This is a genomic window from Cupriavidus sp. 05L411 (genome assembly GCF_056398045.1).
Genome location: NZ_JBFTOQ010000020.1, coordinates 17,874 through 31,035, shown reverse-complemented (window position 1 = coordinate 31,035; position 13,162 = coordinate 17,874). Strand labels below are relative to the sequence as shown.

General features: G+C 64.3%; 13 protein-coding genes and 1 pseudogene. 4 read left to right on the top strand and 10 right to left on the bottom strand.

The genetic code is table 11. The features are described from left to right. Positions 1 to 27: 27 nt before the first annotated feature. The 4 genes from AC1DQR_RS22800 to AC1DQR_RS22785 form a co-directional block, all read right to left on the bottom strand. Positions 28 to 321 carry a LysR substrate-binding domain-containing protein gene (locus AC1DQR_RS22800; protein ID WP_416050754.1) on the bottom strand — a complete coding sequence of 98 codons (294 nt, stop codon included), beginning with the start codon at positions 319 to 321 and terminating at the stop codon, positions 28 to 30. Beyond that, on the bottom strand, positions 303 to 968 hold the full coding sequence (locus AC1DQR_RS22795; protein WP_416050753.1) for a response regulator: 666 nt from the start codon (positions 966 to 968) through the stop codon (positions 303 to 305). The genes AC1DQR_RS22800 and AC1DQR_RS22795 overlap by 19 nt, the downstream gene beginning before the upstream one ends. After that, positions 949 to 2,619, bottom strand: a complete 1,671-nt coding sequence (locus tag AC1DQR_RS22790; protein ID WP_477133846.1) for an MASE1 domain-containing protein — start codon at positions 2,617 to 2,619, stop codon at positions 949 to 951. Before AC1DQR_RS22790 ends, AC1DQR_RS22795 begins: the two co-directional genes overlap by 20 nt. A 1,466-nt stretch (positions 2,620 to 4,085) precedes the next feature. Continuing rightward, a complete protein-coding gene (locus tag AC1DQR_RS22785; protein ID WP_416050751.1) occupies positions 4,086 to 5,012 on the bottom strand; it encodes a LysR family transcriptional regulator in 927 nt (308 codons plus the stop codon). A 159-nt stretch (positions 5,013 to 5,171) separates the two neighbouring features. On the opposite strand from AC1DQR_RS22785, the gene AC1DQR_RS22780 reads away from it, so the two are divergent. Next, positions 5,172 to 6,089, top strand: a complete 918-nt coding sequence (locus AC1DQR_RS22780) for a pyridoxal-phosphate dependent enzyme (RefSeq protein WP_416053304.1) — start codon at positions 5,172 to 5,174, stop codon at positions 6,087 to 6,089. Between the two features lie 28 nt (positions 6,090 to 6,117). On the opposite strand, the gene AC1DQR_RS22775 is transcribed toward AC1DQR_RS22780, so the two are convergent. Further along, positions 6,118 to 7,428, bottom strand: a complete 1,311-nt coding sequence (locus AC1DQR_RS22775; protein WP_416050750.1) for an MFS family transporter — start codon at positions 7,426 to 7,428, stop codon at positions 6,118 to 6,120. 415 nt (positions 7,429 to 7,843) lie between these two features. Here AC1DQR_RS22775 and AC1DQR_RS22770 point away from each other — a divergent pair, with 415 nt between their 5' ends. Then, positions 7,844 to 8,194, top strand: a complete 351-nt coding sequence (locus AC1DQR_RS22770) for a hypothetical protein (RefSeq protein ID WP_174424641.1) — start codon at positions 7,844 to 7,846, stop codon at positions 8,192 to 8,194. 154 nt (positions 8,195 to 8,348) lie between these two features. Next, positions 8,349 to 8,549 carry a hypothetical protein gene (locus AC1DQR_RS22765; RefSeq protein ID WP_416050749.1) on the top strand — a complete coding sequence of 67 codons (201 nt, stop codon included), beginning with the start codon at positions 8,349 to 8,351 and terminating at the stop codon, positions 8,547 to 8,549. Between the two features lie 44 nt (positions 8,550 to 8,593). Here the strand turns inward: AC1DQR_RS22765 and AC1DQR_RS22760 are convergent. From AC1DQR_RS22760 to AC1DQR_RS22740, 5 genes and pseudogenes are all read right to left on the bottom strand, one after another. Beyond that, a pseudogene (locus AC1DQR_RS22760) lies at positions 8,594 to 8,830 on the bottom strand (formyltransferase family protein); the annotation flags it as partial. Continuing rightward, positions 8,809 to 11,316, bottom strand: coding sequence for a GcvT family protein (locus AC1DQR_RS22755; protein ID WP_416050748.1), 2,508 nt, complete (start codon positions 11,314 to 11,316; stop codon positions 8,809 to 8,811). The pseudogene AC1DQR_RS22760 and the gene AC1DQR_RS22755, both read right to left, overlap by 22 nt. A 156-nt stretch (positions 11,317 to 11,472) precedes the next feature. Beyond that, positions 11,473 to 11,904: a VOC family protein gene (locus tag AC1DQR_RS22750; RefSeq protein WP_416050747.1), complete on the bottom strand. Its 432-nt coding sequence runs from the start codon at positions 11,902 to 11,904 to the stop codon at positions 11,473 to 11,475. A gap of 34 nt (positions 11,905 to 11,938) precedes the next feature. Beyond that, positions 11,939 to 12,001 (bottom strand): hypothetical protein, encoded by a 63-nt coding sequence (locus AC1DQR_RS22745; protein WP_416053303.1) that lies wholly within the window; start codon positions 11,999 to 12,001, stop codon positions 11,939 to 11,941. Continuing rightward, on the bottom strand, positions 11,973 to 12,269 hold the full coding sequence (locus AC1DQR_RS22740; protein ID WP_416053380.1) for a Cif family virulence factor: 297 nt from the start codon (positions 12,267 to 12,269) through the stop codon (positions 11,973 to 11,975). Before AC1DQR_RS22740 ends, AC1DQR_RS22745 begins: the two co-directional genes overlap by 29 nt. 57 nt (positions 12,270 to 12,326) lie before the next feature. On the opposite strand from AC1DQR_RS22740, the gene AC1DQR_RS22735 reads away from it, so the two are divergent. Next, positions 12,327 to 13,118, top strand: a complete 792-nt coding sequence (locus tag AC1DQR_RS22735) for a TetR/AcrR family transcriptional regulator (RefSeq protein WP_477133845.1) — start codon at positions 12,327 to 12,329, stop codon at positions 13,116 to 13,118. Positions 13,119 to 13,162 lie beyond the last annotated feature (44 nt).

The following is a 13,162-nucleotide window of genomic DNA, read 5'->3' as shown; positions in this document are numbered from 1 at the left end:
TCCCTATGCCTATGCCTATGCCTATGCCTATGCCTTGCCGCGTGCGCGCTTTGCCTTGGTGCCGGTGACGTGCCGGACCGATTCGATAAAGCGCTGCACGCGTGGCGAGCGGCGCGCCGCCGAATACACGAACTCGATATCGACCTCATCGGCCAGGTCGGCCAGCGCGATGAAGGCGATGGTGGGCGGCGCGTGCAGCTGTGAGCTGGCGGGCACCAGCGCGCAGCCCATGCCGGCGGCGACCAGCCCCAGGATGGTTGGCGTGTCGGTGCCGATCTGGACGATATGCGGTGGGCTCCGCCCTATTGGCTCTCGATCCATTGAATGGCGAAGCGCGTCAGCTCCTTGCCGCTAGGAATGTCCAGCTTTTCCCTGATGTTGGCCTGATGTGCCTCGATGGTCTTGACGCTCCGACTCAGTTTCTCGGCGATCTCGCGGGTGCTGAAGCCGAGTCCGATCAGGTGCAGGACCTCGAACTCCCGTTCCGAAAGGCTCGCGATTGAGCCCGCCGGAATTTTCTGGGGAGCCGTCAGAGTCCGCGCCAACCTTTCATGCATTGCGGCGCTCAGGTAGATATTGCCCGCCAGCACCTCGCGAATGGCGTTCATAATATGCTCTGTGGCCTCGAGTTTCATCAGGTAGCCGTTTGCTCCAGCCCGCAGCGCGCGTTCGGCAAACAGGGTTTCGTCATGCATGCTGAGGATGAGGATGGCCAGCTCTGGATAGTGTTGCCGGAGCGTTTTGACAAGATCCATGCCGGAGTTCGAGTGCAGACTGAGGTCCACAATGGCCATGTCAGGCTGGCAGGCCATCGCCGCCAGAGCGTCTTCGGCACTGCCGGCCGCACAGCAGACGTGCAGATCCTCATGCAGATTCAGCAAGTGGGTTAAGCCATCCCGGATGATGGGGTGGTCATCCACGATCAGGATCTGAGTCGCGCGGCCCAGGCTAGATGGCTTCCCTTCCATGTCCTGGACTCTCCGGTATCGGATAGCTGATGGCAACCGTGGTGCCGCCCAAAGCATTGCGGGTGACCATGCAAGAGCCGCCCAGGAGGTTCGCCCGGTGGCGCAGGTTGTGAAGTCCCAGTCCCGAGGCGCGCTCCATTTGTTCCAGATCGACCCCCATCCCGTCGTCACTGATGGAAAGCCTCTGCATTCCGCCTTCGTGCTCCAGGTCGATCCAAATGTGGCGGCCCTGGCTATATTTCAGCGCGTTATTGACGGCTTCCTGTGCCGCACGGTAAAGGTTAATCTGCATCGGCGGATCCAGTAAGTCCACATTTGACTCGATGCGGAGCGTGCAGCCTATGCCGTTCAGTGAGCGAGTCGTCTGTGCCAACCCTTGCAAGGCGACCGTAAGGCCATCAGATTCCATGGCGACCGGGTCCAGGCCATGCGCAATCTTGCGAGTCATCAAGGATGCCTGCTTCACCAATTCGACGATGGTAGCCGCCTTCGCGGCGGCTGGATGGCTATGCATCTGTAGCTCTTGATTCAAGGTGGCGCAGTAGAAACCCAAACTGGTGAGGTGCTGCCCGAGGCCGTCATGCAGTTCTCGGCCGATGAGTCTCTGCTGCTGATCGCCGATTCGGATCAGTTCCGTTTCCAGGAGACGACGTCGCGCCATCTCCTGCTTCAACTCATTGTTTGCCAGCTCTAAGTCTTGGGTTCGCTCTTGCACCCGCCGCTCCAGCTCGACATGGGATGCCAGCAGGAGGCTATGGATGCGCTTTGCCTGAGCATGTGCCGCCACCAGCAGCAGCCCGGTTACTGCCACGACATTCGCGAAGGCGCACCATCTCACGAGACTATCCACCGGAGATTCCGCGGCAAAGGGACCGGTGCCGTTCGCGGTGCCCCAGATGGCCACGATTGAGATCAGCAAGGTCGAGAGGCTGGTGCCCAAGTGATCGAAGCGTAGAGCCGCCCAGATAGTGAATGGAAAAATCGCCAGGGCTGCCGGATAGTAGCTGTGCCCGGCAAGTTCGGTGGCGCCGAAGATGACGTAACTCACCCAGAAGATCGCAATGGTCAGTCCGCACGCTTCCACGGCCTGCCTTGCGGAGCGGACAGGGCTCGGATACGTGAGCAAGCTGAGCAGCGGTGGGGYCACCACGAGCACTCCCATCATGTCACCCAGCCACCATTTCAGAACGGCTGTGCCGTACTCGGTGACTGACACCAAGCCCCCTGCAAAGAGGGCGGTCGCACCGATCAGCGCACTCACTGCCGTGCTCACTGTCGCGGCCAGGACGACGAAAGCTAACACGTCCTTGATGCGGTCCAGGGTGAGCTGGAATTGGGCAGCCCGCTTTAACAACAATGTTGCCGTCAAGGCTGCAGCCGTCGCGCCGAGGCCAATCACCGCGGCCACTGGTAGGGGCACGCCCACCGACATGTTGGCCAAAACGGAGCCAATGGCGATGCCGGGGGCAACGGCGAAGCCCAAAACGAGCAGCGCAACGAGGGCGATGCCGCTGGCCGGCCACACTAGAGACACCGCACCGCCCACTACCGCATAAGCAAGTCCCAGCTTTGCACCTGCGTAGTACGCCAATGCGACAAGTCCGGTGCGAACGAAGAGGCTAAGCCTCGAGTTGCGCGGAATGATGACCATGGTTCGCTTCAAATCCTGGGGACAGCCCCTGCCACATCCAGCCGTTTTCTCGTTAGCCGCAATGACAAACTACTTGCGAAAGCTGGTGTCCGATGCACCTGTGGCAAATCACGAGTTTGCCCCGAATGGGTGCTAGGCGAAGTGCTGCGACGATCCATTGAATTCATCCTATGAATCTACGTCAGAACTCCCCTGTGCGGTAAGCGTAGCCGATGGATTCGATGAGATACAGCCCGGGTTGGACGCCAGATTCCGTATGAGCGCGCGCATTGTCGTGTCGGGTTTCGGGTCTTCGGCCAGAATCCGGGCGCAGTTGGCCCTTGGCATCCGGCTGCGGTCGACGTCGTATCGCTCGCAGATTGCTCAGGACAGATAGCACACGCAGTCGCGTATGGGCGAACGGATCGCTCTCGTCGCCATGCCGCAATATACGCGCCTGCGTGACATCGTTGACCTTGGCTGCCGTGCCCAATAGGGCAATCCCCTAGCCCCTTTTCGGAAGAAGACCTTATTCATGCGCTTGCCTTCAGCGCATACATTGGAGTCGTACAAAGCGGCGGCACTGGAGCGAAAAGGAATACGTTTCGGTGTTCTTGCAACCACCTGAAAAGGAGGTGAAAGAAATGGTAAAAACAGTCTTACTGCTCGCTGCGGCGGGTGCGGCGCTTGGCGCCGGCGTAGCCAATGCCGGCATCGGGGCGCGGGATGTCTACACCGACGGCGCCAGCGTGTCGGGGCCGCGAGACCCATATTCAGATGGGGGGAGGAGCACAAAGTTCGATGTCTATTCAGATGGGGCGAGAGTCACAGATAGACGAGACGTATTTACCGATGGCGCGAGAAACACCAGCCGCGATGGACTGGTTGAGGGCAGCATGTAAGGAACGGCAGAAGGGGCCGCAAAAGAACACGCCGTCAGCGCTCAGCGTCCACCGCCACAAATCAAGCATCTCCCCCGAATAGCAGCCTCGGGGGATTCTTTATTTACAGCGCCTCCCTGCAGGAGACAGGTCAAACCGGCAGACCGCTGCCCCTTGAGGGGGGCGGCAGCGTTTGCGGCGTGCCTATTTCGTCAGTTACTGCGCCAAGCTGTTGCAGGACTGAAACTGATTGTGCGGTGAACCCAGCCATTTGTGGCTCCGGAATGTGACGAGGGTGTGTCCGCTATCGTCAAAGTCCCCTTATGAAGCGGTGCTAGCCGTGCTGACTAGGCTGCGGTGCCGCTGCGCAGAAATTTGACAAACATTTCATTATCGCGTCGGCGAAGATGTGCGAGTTCGAAGAGAACGCGTAGTAGCGACCACTACCGTGACGGCTGATAAACCGTCTCGCATGCCGAAAGCCCCACGATGTCAGGTTTTTTTCGCGCAACGACGCCAAAAGCTGATCGTTTGACGATCTGTATTCCTCCGGGACAGGCAGAGCACAGGATGAGCGAGGCACACTGAGTGGCTGCGGCCCTATCCCTATGCCTTGCCGCGTGCGCGCTTTGCCTTGGTGCCGGTGACATGCCGGACCGATTCGATAAAGCGTTGCACGCGTGGCGAGCGGTGCGCCGCCGAATACACGAACTCGATATCGACCCCATCGGTCAGGTCGGCCAGCGCGATGAAGGCGATGGTGGGCGGCGCGTGCAGCTGTGAGCTGGCGGGCACCAGCGCGCAGCCCATGCCGGCGGCGACCAGCCCCAGGATGGTTGGCGTGTCGGTGCCGATCTGGACGATATGCGGTGTGAACCCGGCCTTGGCGCACGCCGCAATCAGCAGGCTGTGCTGCGCGCTCGACTTCTCGCGGTTGAACCACACAAAGCGTTCGCCGGCGATGTCGGCCAGCCGCCGCGCGCGCTTCGCCGGCGAGACATGCTGCGCCGGCACGGCCAGCACAAAGCGCTCCCGGTACAGGGCGATGCCGCTCAGGCTGGCATCGTCCGGCGTGCGCCAGGCCATGATGCCGCCGTCCAGCTCTTCGCCGCGGATGGCCTGTGCCTGCTGCAATGACAACAGCGGCTCGATGGAGAGCAGGATCTCCGGGTTGTGCTCCCGGAAGTGCGCAAGAATCGCCAGCGTCACCGGCGAGGCCAGGTAGCTGGGCATGATGCCCAGCGAAAAGGAGCCGGTCTGGCCCTGTGCAATGCGATAGGCCCGGTCGCGTGCCTGTTCCAGCTGCAGCAGCGACTGCTTCGCGTCGTGCAGCAAGCTGGTGCCGGCATCGGTGAGTTGCACGCCCTTGGCATGCCGCTCGAACAACGGGGCGCTGATCACCCCCTCCAGATCCTGGATCTGCCGCGACAAGGCCGGCTGCGTGATGTTCAGCGCCCGGGATGCCGCGATGATGCTGCCTTCTTCCGCGACGGCGATGAAGTAGCGCAAGTGCCGCGTTTCGATGTTTCGCATGCTCTGCCGGTTGCCCTCTGAATGTTGCTATGCCTTGCAAGTATAGCTTTCGGGATTGATTGGCATTTGACCGCATAGGCGGCAGGCTTCTAACATTCAAGGTTCTTCATGCCAGAACCAAGAAGCGCCACCATGCCCCATGCTGAAAAAGCCCTGCCCGTGAGCCTGCACATCGTCACCCCGCTGCTGCGATCCACGTCCTACTCGGCACGGCTGGGGCGCTCGGTGTGGTTCAAGATGGAGGCCTTGCAGCCCCCGGGCTCGTTCAAGGCGCGCGGCGTCGGCCATGCATGCCAGACCTACAAGGAGTGGGGCGCAAAACGCTTCGTGTGCTCGTCGGGCGGTAATGCGGGCATTGCCGTCGCCTACAGCGGGCGGCTGCTTGGCGTGCCGGTGACCGTCGTCGTGCCCGAGACCACCTCGGCCGCGGCGCGCGAGCGTATCGCGGCGGAAGGCGCGGAACTGGTGGTGCACGGACGTGCGTGGAGCGAGGCCAACGATCACGCGCTCTCGCTGATGCGCCCGGAGTATGCATTTATCCACCCCTTTGATGATCCCCTGCTGTGGGAAGGCCATGCGACGATGATCGACGAGGTGGCCGCCGCCGGCGTCAAGCCGGGCGCGGTGGTGCTATCGGTAGGCGGGGGCGGCTTGCTGTGCGGCGTGCTGGCCGGGCTGGAACGCAATGGCTGGCACGATGTGCCCGTCATCGCGGCCGAGACCGTTGGCGCGGATTCCTACGCCGCCTCGCTGGCGGCCGGCGCGCAGGTCGAGCTGCCCGCCATCACGAGCATCGCGACCTCGCTGGGTGCCAAGAGCCCTTGCGCCAAAGCGCTCGAGTGGGCAAAACTGCATCCGATCGTCAGCGAGGTGGTCACGGACAAGGAGGCGGTGGGCGCGTGCCTGCGCTTTTTGGCCGAGCACCGGATCGTGGTGGAGCCGGCATGCGGCGCGGCGCTGGCCGCGCTGGAGCGCAAGTCCGCCGCGGTGACGGCGGCGAGCGACGTGCTGGTCATCGTCTGCGGCGGCGCCGGTGCCACAGCCGAACAACTGCAGGCCTGGGATCGCGCCGCCTGACCGAAGCCCGTGGTCCGGTCCTGGCGCCTCAATACTCGTGGCGCAGGTGCCTGGCCTGGCGCGGCAGGCGCAGGCTGACCCCGAACGCCAGCGCCATCATCGCCGTCACATACCAGTAGAACGCCGACTGATGGCCGGCTGACTTCAGCGCCAGCGCCACGTACTCGGCCGAGCCGCCAAAGATCGCATTGGAGATCGCGTACGCAAGCCCCACGCCCAATGCGCGTACTTCCGGGGGAAACATCTCCGCCTTCACGATGCCGCTGATCGATGTATAGAGACTCACGATTGCCAGTGCGATAGAGATCAGCACGAAGGCCGCGAGCGGGCTGGAGACGATCTGCAGGGCGCTCAGGAGCGGCACGGTGGCAGCCGTCCCCAGCGCGCCAAAGGCAAGCATATTGCTGCGCCGGCCAATGCGGTCAGACAATGCGCCAAACAGCGGCTGCATGCACATATAGACAAAGAGGCAGCCGGTCATCACCGTGCTTGCCGTCTTGATGGACATGCCGGCGGAGTTCACCAGGTACTTCTGCATATACGTGGTGAACGTGTAGAAGATCAGCGAGCCGCCGGCGGTATAGCCCAGTACGGTAAGGAACGCCGCCTTGTGATGCCGGAACAGCGCGGTGAGGCTGCCTGCCTCCTTGTTGCCGCGCGCGGCCGCGGATGACGTTTCGCGCAGCGTGCGGCGCAATGCCAGTGCCACCACGGCGGTGAGCGCGCCGATCACAAACGGAACGCGCCAGCCCCAGCTCCGCAGTTGCGCCTCGTCCAGCAGTTGCTGAAGCACCACCACCACCAGCACCGCCAGCAACTGGCCACCGATCAGCGTGACGTACTGGAACGACGAGAAGAACCCGCGCCGCCCCTTGAGCGCAATCTCGCTCATGTACGTGGCCGTGGTGCCATATTCCCCGCCGACCGACAAGCCTTGCAGCAGCCGCGCCAGCAACAGCAGCCCGGGCGCCCAGTTGCCGATGGCGCGATAGGTAGGCAGGCAGGCGATCAACAGCGAGCCGAAGCACATCATCAGCACCGAGATCAGCATCGAGGTCTTGCGCCCGTGGCGGTCCGCGATCCGCCCGAACAGCCAGCCGCCGATCGGCCGCATCAGGAAGCCCGCGGCGAAGACGCCGGCAGTGTTCAGCAGTTGCGCCGTGGGGTCAGCCTTGGGGAAGAACGAGGGTGCGAAGTAGATGGCGCAGAACGCGTAGACGTAGAAGTCGAACCACTCGACCAGATTGCCGGAGGATGCGGCAACGATGGCGTAGATGCGCTTGCGGATGTCTTCAGGGGAGGGAGGCTGGAGCGGTGCGGGGCGAGGAGAGTCTGTCATTCAGGGGCGGCCGGGAGTGTTCTGTTTCTTGTGATGGCAGTCTGGGGCCAGGGGAAGGGCGTGCAGAGTGTACCCATGCCATACGCGCGGACAGCATGATTTAAATTCGCGCGGGCCAGTCGGGTTTTGCATGCGCCGATGGTGGTGGTGCCGCGACCCATCAACCGTTCATGCGCGACTCGCGCGGTTTTCTGTTGTGAAAAATTCGACTGGAAGTGAGACGTTTAATTCATCCCAGGAATGATCTGCCGTGACTACACTGTGTGCTTGTACCGCGCTGCTCGACGCATCGAATGCATCGAACACGCGGTGCAGATCAAAAGGCGAAACAGACGACATGCGGGACGCAAGAATCCGCCTATCCCGCTCCACACCCAGTGGAAAGTGCCGCCCAATCTGGAATTAAGCAGCAATCATGAATAAGAAGCGCTTCACGACCCTTGTTTCCGCAGCCGCCTTCGGTGTCTGCCTCCTGGCCGCAACGCAAGCCGGTGCAACGGGTCCGAAAGATAGCACCAACGCCGGCGACAAGTACGGCTACGCACTCCACAACGGCAAGCGCGACCCCTTCACCGACGGTGCCCGCGTTGGCGACCGCCGCGACCCCTTCACCGATGGTGCCCGCGTTGGCGACCGCCGCGATTCGTTCACGGACGGCGCACACGGCAGCGCAGCCGCGGCACTGGACCTCGCCGGGCGCGACCTGACCGGTGTGTCGGCCCCGCCGGCGCATGGTGCGGCGGACAACCGCCAGGCCAGCGCCTGATACAGCGCTGCCGGTCCGGCCCTGGGACCCCTCCACCCACGGCCGGACCGGCAAGTATCAAGATCCTCCACGCAATGTCATCGCCATCGCCATCGCCATCGCCATCGTCATTGTCATTGTCATTGTCATTGCCAATTCTGTCTCAAGACAAATCATGAAAACCATCGTGCTGGCGCTGCTGAGCGTCACGACCCTCGCCGCCTCGCTGCCCGCTTTGGCCGGTCCGGACTGGACCGTTATCGAACGCGCGCGCGCCCAGAAGCAGGCGCAGGCAAAGCAGCAAGCGCAGACGCCCTGCGCACTGAAGTCCAACCAGGCAACGGCCACGTCCGGCGCCGACGGCAGGCAAGGCTGAGCTTTACCGTTATTGCACCCCCGCGGGCCGGCTCGGCGTGGCATTCATCGGAACACCAGCGTCCGGCCCCCGCTGCGCAGCACGCGGTGTTCCGCGTGCCATTTCACCGCACGTGCCAGCGCCACGCATTCCACGTCGCGCCCGATGGCGGCCAGCTGGTCCGCATCCATGGCATGGTCCACGCGCGACACTTCCTGCTCGATGATGAGCCCCTCGTCCAGTTCCGCCGTGACGTAGTGCGCGGTGGCGCCGATCAGCATCACGCCTTGGCCCTCGCGCTGGTCGGGTCGTAGGGCGCGCGCAGGTGCACGGTGGCGGGCAGCAGCTCGCCGGCCAGGTCGACGTGATACGTCCCTTCGGCAATCCACCCGGCATTGGCCGCGCCATCTTCGCGTTGCAGCAGTGCCATGCCCACCGGGCAACCCAGCGTATGCCCGAAGGCCGCCGAGGTGACAAAGCCCGCCGGGCGCACCCCGCCATCCGGGCCGGTGCGCAGCACGGCTTCGCCGCCCCACAGCATGGCCTGGCTGGCGCCGTCGAGCGTCACCACGGCCACGCGGCGCTTCACCCGCGCCGCGCCGCCGGCCGCGCGCAGTTTCAGCAGTGCCTCGCGGCCACGGAACGGGATCGGCTTGTCGAGCTTGCAGGCAAAGGACAGCCCCGCCTCGAAGGGGTTGATGTCGGTGGTCAGCTCGCGGCTCCAGGCGCGGTAGCCTTTTTCGATGCGCAAGGATTCAATGGCGTAGTAGCCGGCGTTGGCCAGGCCAAGGGGTTTGCCCGCGGCCTGCAGCATCTCGTAGACGCCCACCGCAAACTCCACCGGCACGTAGAGTTCCCAGCCGAGTTCGCCCACATAGGTCAGGCGCGTGGCCCGCACCGTGGCGTAGCCCAGGTCGATCTCGCGCGAGCTGCCGAACGGGAAGGCATCGTTGGAGAAATCCGCGCGCGACACGCTCTGCAGCAACGCGCGTGAGCGCGGGCCCATCACCGCCAGCACGCTGTACTGGCCGGTGACATCGACGATGGCGCAGCGCTGGTCAGTGGGGATCAACCGCTCGATGTAGTTGAAGTCGCGCGTGGTCTGCGCCGAGCCGGTCACCAGCAGGTATTGGTCGTGCGCCAGCCGGGTCACGGTCAGGTCCGACTCATAGGTGCCGCGCTCGTTGAGCATCGCGGTGTACACGCTCTGGCCGGCGGGCACGGCCACGTCGTTGCTCATCAGTTGCTGCAGCACGGCCTCGGCGTCGGCGCCCTTGACGATGTACTTGGAGAAAGAGCTCATGTCGAACAGCGCCACGCCCTCGCGGCAGGCACGATGTTCGGCGCCGCTCCACGGCAGCCAGTTCTGCTGCCCGAAGGCATACCCGATCTCCGGCGTCTGGCCAGCGGGCGCAAAGAAGTTCGGCCGCTCCCAGCCCATCTTGCTGCCGAAGTTGGCGCGGGCGTCGCGCAGGTGCGCATACAGCGGCGAGCGGCGGAAGGGCCGCGCGGTATCCAGCTCGCGGTTGGGCCAGGGCATGGCGTAGTGCAGGCCCAGGGTCTCCTTGACGCGGTCGTGCAGCCAGCTTTGGTTGCCGTTGAAGCCGGCAAAGCGGCGGATGTCGACCGGCCACAGATCCATGGTGGGCTCGCCCGCGACGATCCATTCGGCCAGCGCCATGCCTGCACCGCCGGCGGAGGCGATGCCCATGGAGTTGAAGCCCGCGCCCACGTAGAAGTTGCGCAGCTCGGGCGCCTCGCCCAGGATGAAGTTGTTGTCGGGCGTGAACGATTCCGGGCCGTTGTAGAACTGCTTGACCTGCGCCGTTTCCAGCGCCGGCACGCGCTGCAGCGCGTTGTGCATCAGGATCTCGAACTGGTCCCAGTCGTCGGGCAGCAGCTGGAACTCGAACGGCTCCGGAATGCCTTGCATGCCCCAGGGCTTGGCGTTGGGCTCGAAGCCGCCCATGACCAGCCCGCCTACTTCCTCTTTGAAGTAGATAAAGCCGTCCGGGTCGCGCATCACCGGCAGGTCGGGATGCACGCCGGCGATGCGCTCGGTGACGATGTAATAGTGCTCGGCCGAATGCAGCGGCACCGTCACGCCGCACAGCCGGCCCACCTGCCTGGCCCACTGGCCAGCGCAATTGACCACGATCCCGGCGCCGATGATGCCGCGGGCGCCGTCCTTGTCTTGCCAGCTGACGCCGCTGGCGCGGCCATCCCGGGTATGAATGGCGGTGACCTTGGTGTCCTGCACGATCAGCGCCCCCCGGGTGCGCGCGCCGCGCGCCAGCGCCTGGGTGAGGTCGGTGGGGTTGGCCTTGCCATCGCCCGGCAGCCACACCGCGCCTTGCAGGTCGTCGGTGCGCATCACCGGCCATAGCTCGCCAGCTTCGCGCGCCGAGATGACCTGGCAGTCCACGCCGTAGGCGCGCGCCACGGCCGCGGTGCGCTTGAGCTGCGTCATGCGCTCGGCGGTGCGTGCCACCGACAGCGAGCCGCACTGCTTCCAGCCGGTGCCCAGCCCGGTTTCGGCTTCCAGCTCGCTGTACAGGCGCGTGGAGTAGCGGATCAGCTTGGTCATGCTCTCCTGCGCGCGCAACTGCCCCACCAGCCCGGCCGCGTGCCAGGTGGTGCCGCACGAGAGCTGGCCCTGCTCGAGCAGGACGACGTCATTCCAGCCCAGCTTGGTGAGGTGATAGGCCACGCTGCAGCCAATGATGCCGCCGCCGATGATGACGACGCGGGCGTGCTCGGGAACGGGGCGGCGGGCAGAGGCAGACATGGAGGCACCTGTGTAAAAAGCGCGCCGGAGGGCGCTTGGATTGTTTTTGCCACAGTTTGCCAATAAAAAACACAATATGCAACATAACGGGGAATGAAAAAGCCACGCCGGCGTGACTGGCGTGGCTTGGCTCAGCTCAGTCTGATGCAGCGCGGCTCAGGACTCCAGGACGATGACCATCCACATCAAGCCGAAGCGGTCGGCCGTCATGCCAAAACGGGGCGAGTAGAACGTCTTGCCCAGCGGCATCATCACCTGGCCGCCCTCGGCCAGGGCGTTGAACACGCGGTCGGCGCTGGCCACATCGGGCACGGTCACGGACAGGGAGAAGCCCTGGAAATCGGGCTTGCCCGTGCATCGGCCATCGGACATCATCACCACAGTCTCGCCGATGCGCATGGACATGTGCATGATCTTTTCTTCGGTGCCGGCTGCGGGCGCGCAAGCGCCCTCGGGCGGGGGAGACTCGGGTGGGGGCGCCTCCTTGAAGCGCATCATCATGACCACCTCGGCGCCGACGGCGCGCTTGTAGAACTCAGCCGCTTCCTCGCAACGGCCTTCAAAGAACAGATAGGGTTGGACTAGCATCTTGTCTCCTTTCCACTTACAGGGTTGATACGCGTCAGGGGTTGAAACTCACCGGCATCGATGCGTGCTCATGCACCACCAGCCATCGGTCGGCGATCTTGCGAAAACAAACGGTGGCGCGCACCCAGGCTCCGCAAATGCACGGGCGGCGCTACATCGAAGATGACCACGTCTTCAGCATAGTTGCGCATCATGGCAAGGGTGTCTTTCGCGCGCATGGCGTTGACCCAGGTGTCGACCAGGGCACGCACTTCGGCTTCGCTGCCAGGGTGCGACGCGGGCTGGGAGGGCAGGGAGGTGTTCACCATCTTTGCTTCTTGAGCCAAGGGCGGGCGCGGTGGCGTGGCGCCGATTCGCTCAATCATGTGTACACTGTCCACTACAATAGTAAAGAAAATGGACGCTGTCCACATGGTGAGGAAATGACTGGCGCAAAGCGCTCTTCAAGCATCCCGCGCATCCCGCGCACCGCGCGCATTGCGAGTTCAACGGATTCGGCCGACGCCGGCGGCACTGCCGTTCCCGCCGTTCCCGCGGATGCGGCGCTAGCCCCCCCCCCTGCCATCCCAACGCCCCGCAGCACCTACCGGCATGGCGACCTGCGCCGTGCGCTGCTCGACGCCGGGATCGAACAGGCGCGTGACGGGGGCCCGGATGCCGTCGTGCTGCGCGAGGCCACCCGGCGCGCCGGGGTCGTGCCCAACGCCGCCTACCGGCACTTCGCCAGTCGCCAGGACCTGTTGCAAGCGGTGCGTGCCGCAGCGCTTGCGGCGCTGGCGCAAGCCATCGAGGCGGAGCTTGCCGTGCTGGACGAGCGCGCGCCGCCCGCGGACTTCGCCCGCGCCAGCCTGCGCGCGGTCGGCACCGGCTACATGCAGTTCGCGCTCGCCGAGCCTGGCCTGTTCCGCACGGCATTCTCGGTGCCGGACGAACTGGAAGGCGTGCCGGTCCCCGACAAGGCGGGCGACAGCGGCCTCAACCCCTACCAACTGCTCGGCGCGGCGCTGGACCGGATGATGGAGGCCGGCGTGCTGTCCGCTGCGCGCCGTCCCGGCGCCGAATACCTCGCGTGGTCCGCCGTGCATGGCTTGTCGATGCTGGTCATCGACGGGCCGCTGCGCATGGTGGCGATGTCGCCAGGGCAGGCACACCAGATCGGGCAGCGGTTGCTGGATATGGTGGAGAAGGGGCTGCAGGCGGCCGATGAGCTGTGACCGGTAACCGGTAACGCGCCGGGATTGCCTCGCGCATTGGCGCA

Coding starts and splice junctions, on each gene's coding strand:
- AC1DQR_RS22775 (WP_416050750.1), bottom strand. CDS start 7,428: ATGACAGACTCTCCTCGCCCCGCACCGCTCCAGCCTCCCTCCCCTGAA.
- AC1DQR_RS22755 (WP_416050748.1), bottom strand. CDS start 11,316: ATGTCTGCCTCTGCCCGCCGCCCCGTTCCCGAGCACGCCCGCGTCGTC.
- AC1DQR_RS22765 (WP_416050749.1), top strand. CDS start 8,349: ATGAAAACCATCGTGCTGGCGCTGCTGAGCGTCACGACCCTCGCCGCC.
- AC1DQR_RS22750 (WP_416050747.1), bottom strand. CDS start 11,904: ATGCTAGTCCAACCCTATCTGTTCTTTGAAGGCCGTTGCGAGGAAGCG.
- AC1DQR_RS22770 (WP_174424641.1), top strand. CDS start 7,844: ATGAATAAGAAGCGCTTCACGACCCTTGTTTCCGCAGCCGCCTTCGGT.
- AC1DQR_RS22740 (WP_416053380.1), bottom strand. CDS start 12,269: ATGATTGAGCGAATCGGCGCCACGCCACCGCGCCCGCCCTTGGCTCAA.
- AC1DQR_RS22735 (WP_477133845.1), top strand. CDS start 12,327: ATGACTGGCGCAAAGCGCTCTTCAAGCATCCCGCGCATCCCGCGCACC.
- AC1DQR_RS22800 (WP_416050754.1), bottom strand. CDS start 321: ATGGATCGAGAGCCAATAGGGCGGAGCCCACCGCATATCGTCCAGATC.
- AC1DQR_RS22785 (WP_416050751.1), bottom strand. CDS start 5,012: ATGCGAAACATCGAAACGCGGCACTTGCGCTACTTCATCGCCGTCGCG.
- AC1DQR_RS22795 (WP_416050753.1), bottom strand. CDS start 968: ATGGAAGGGAAGCCATCTAGCCTGGGCCGCGCGACTCAGATCCTGATC.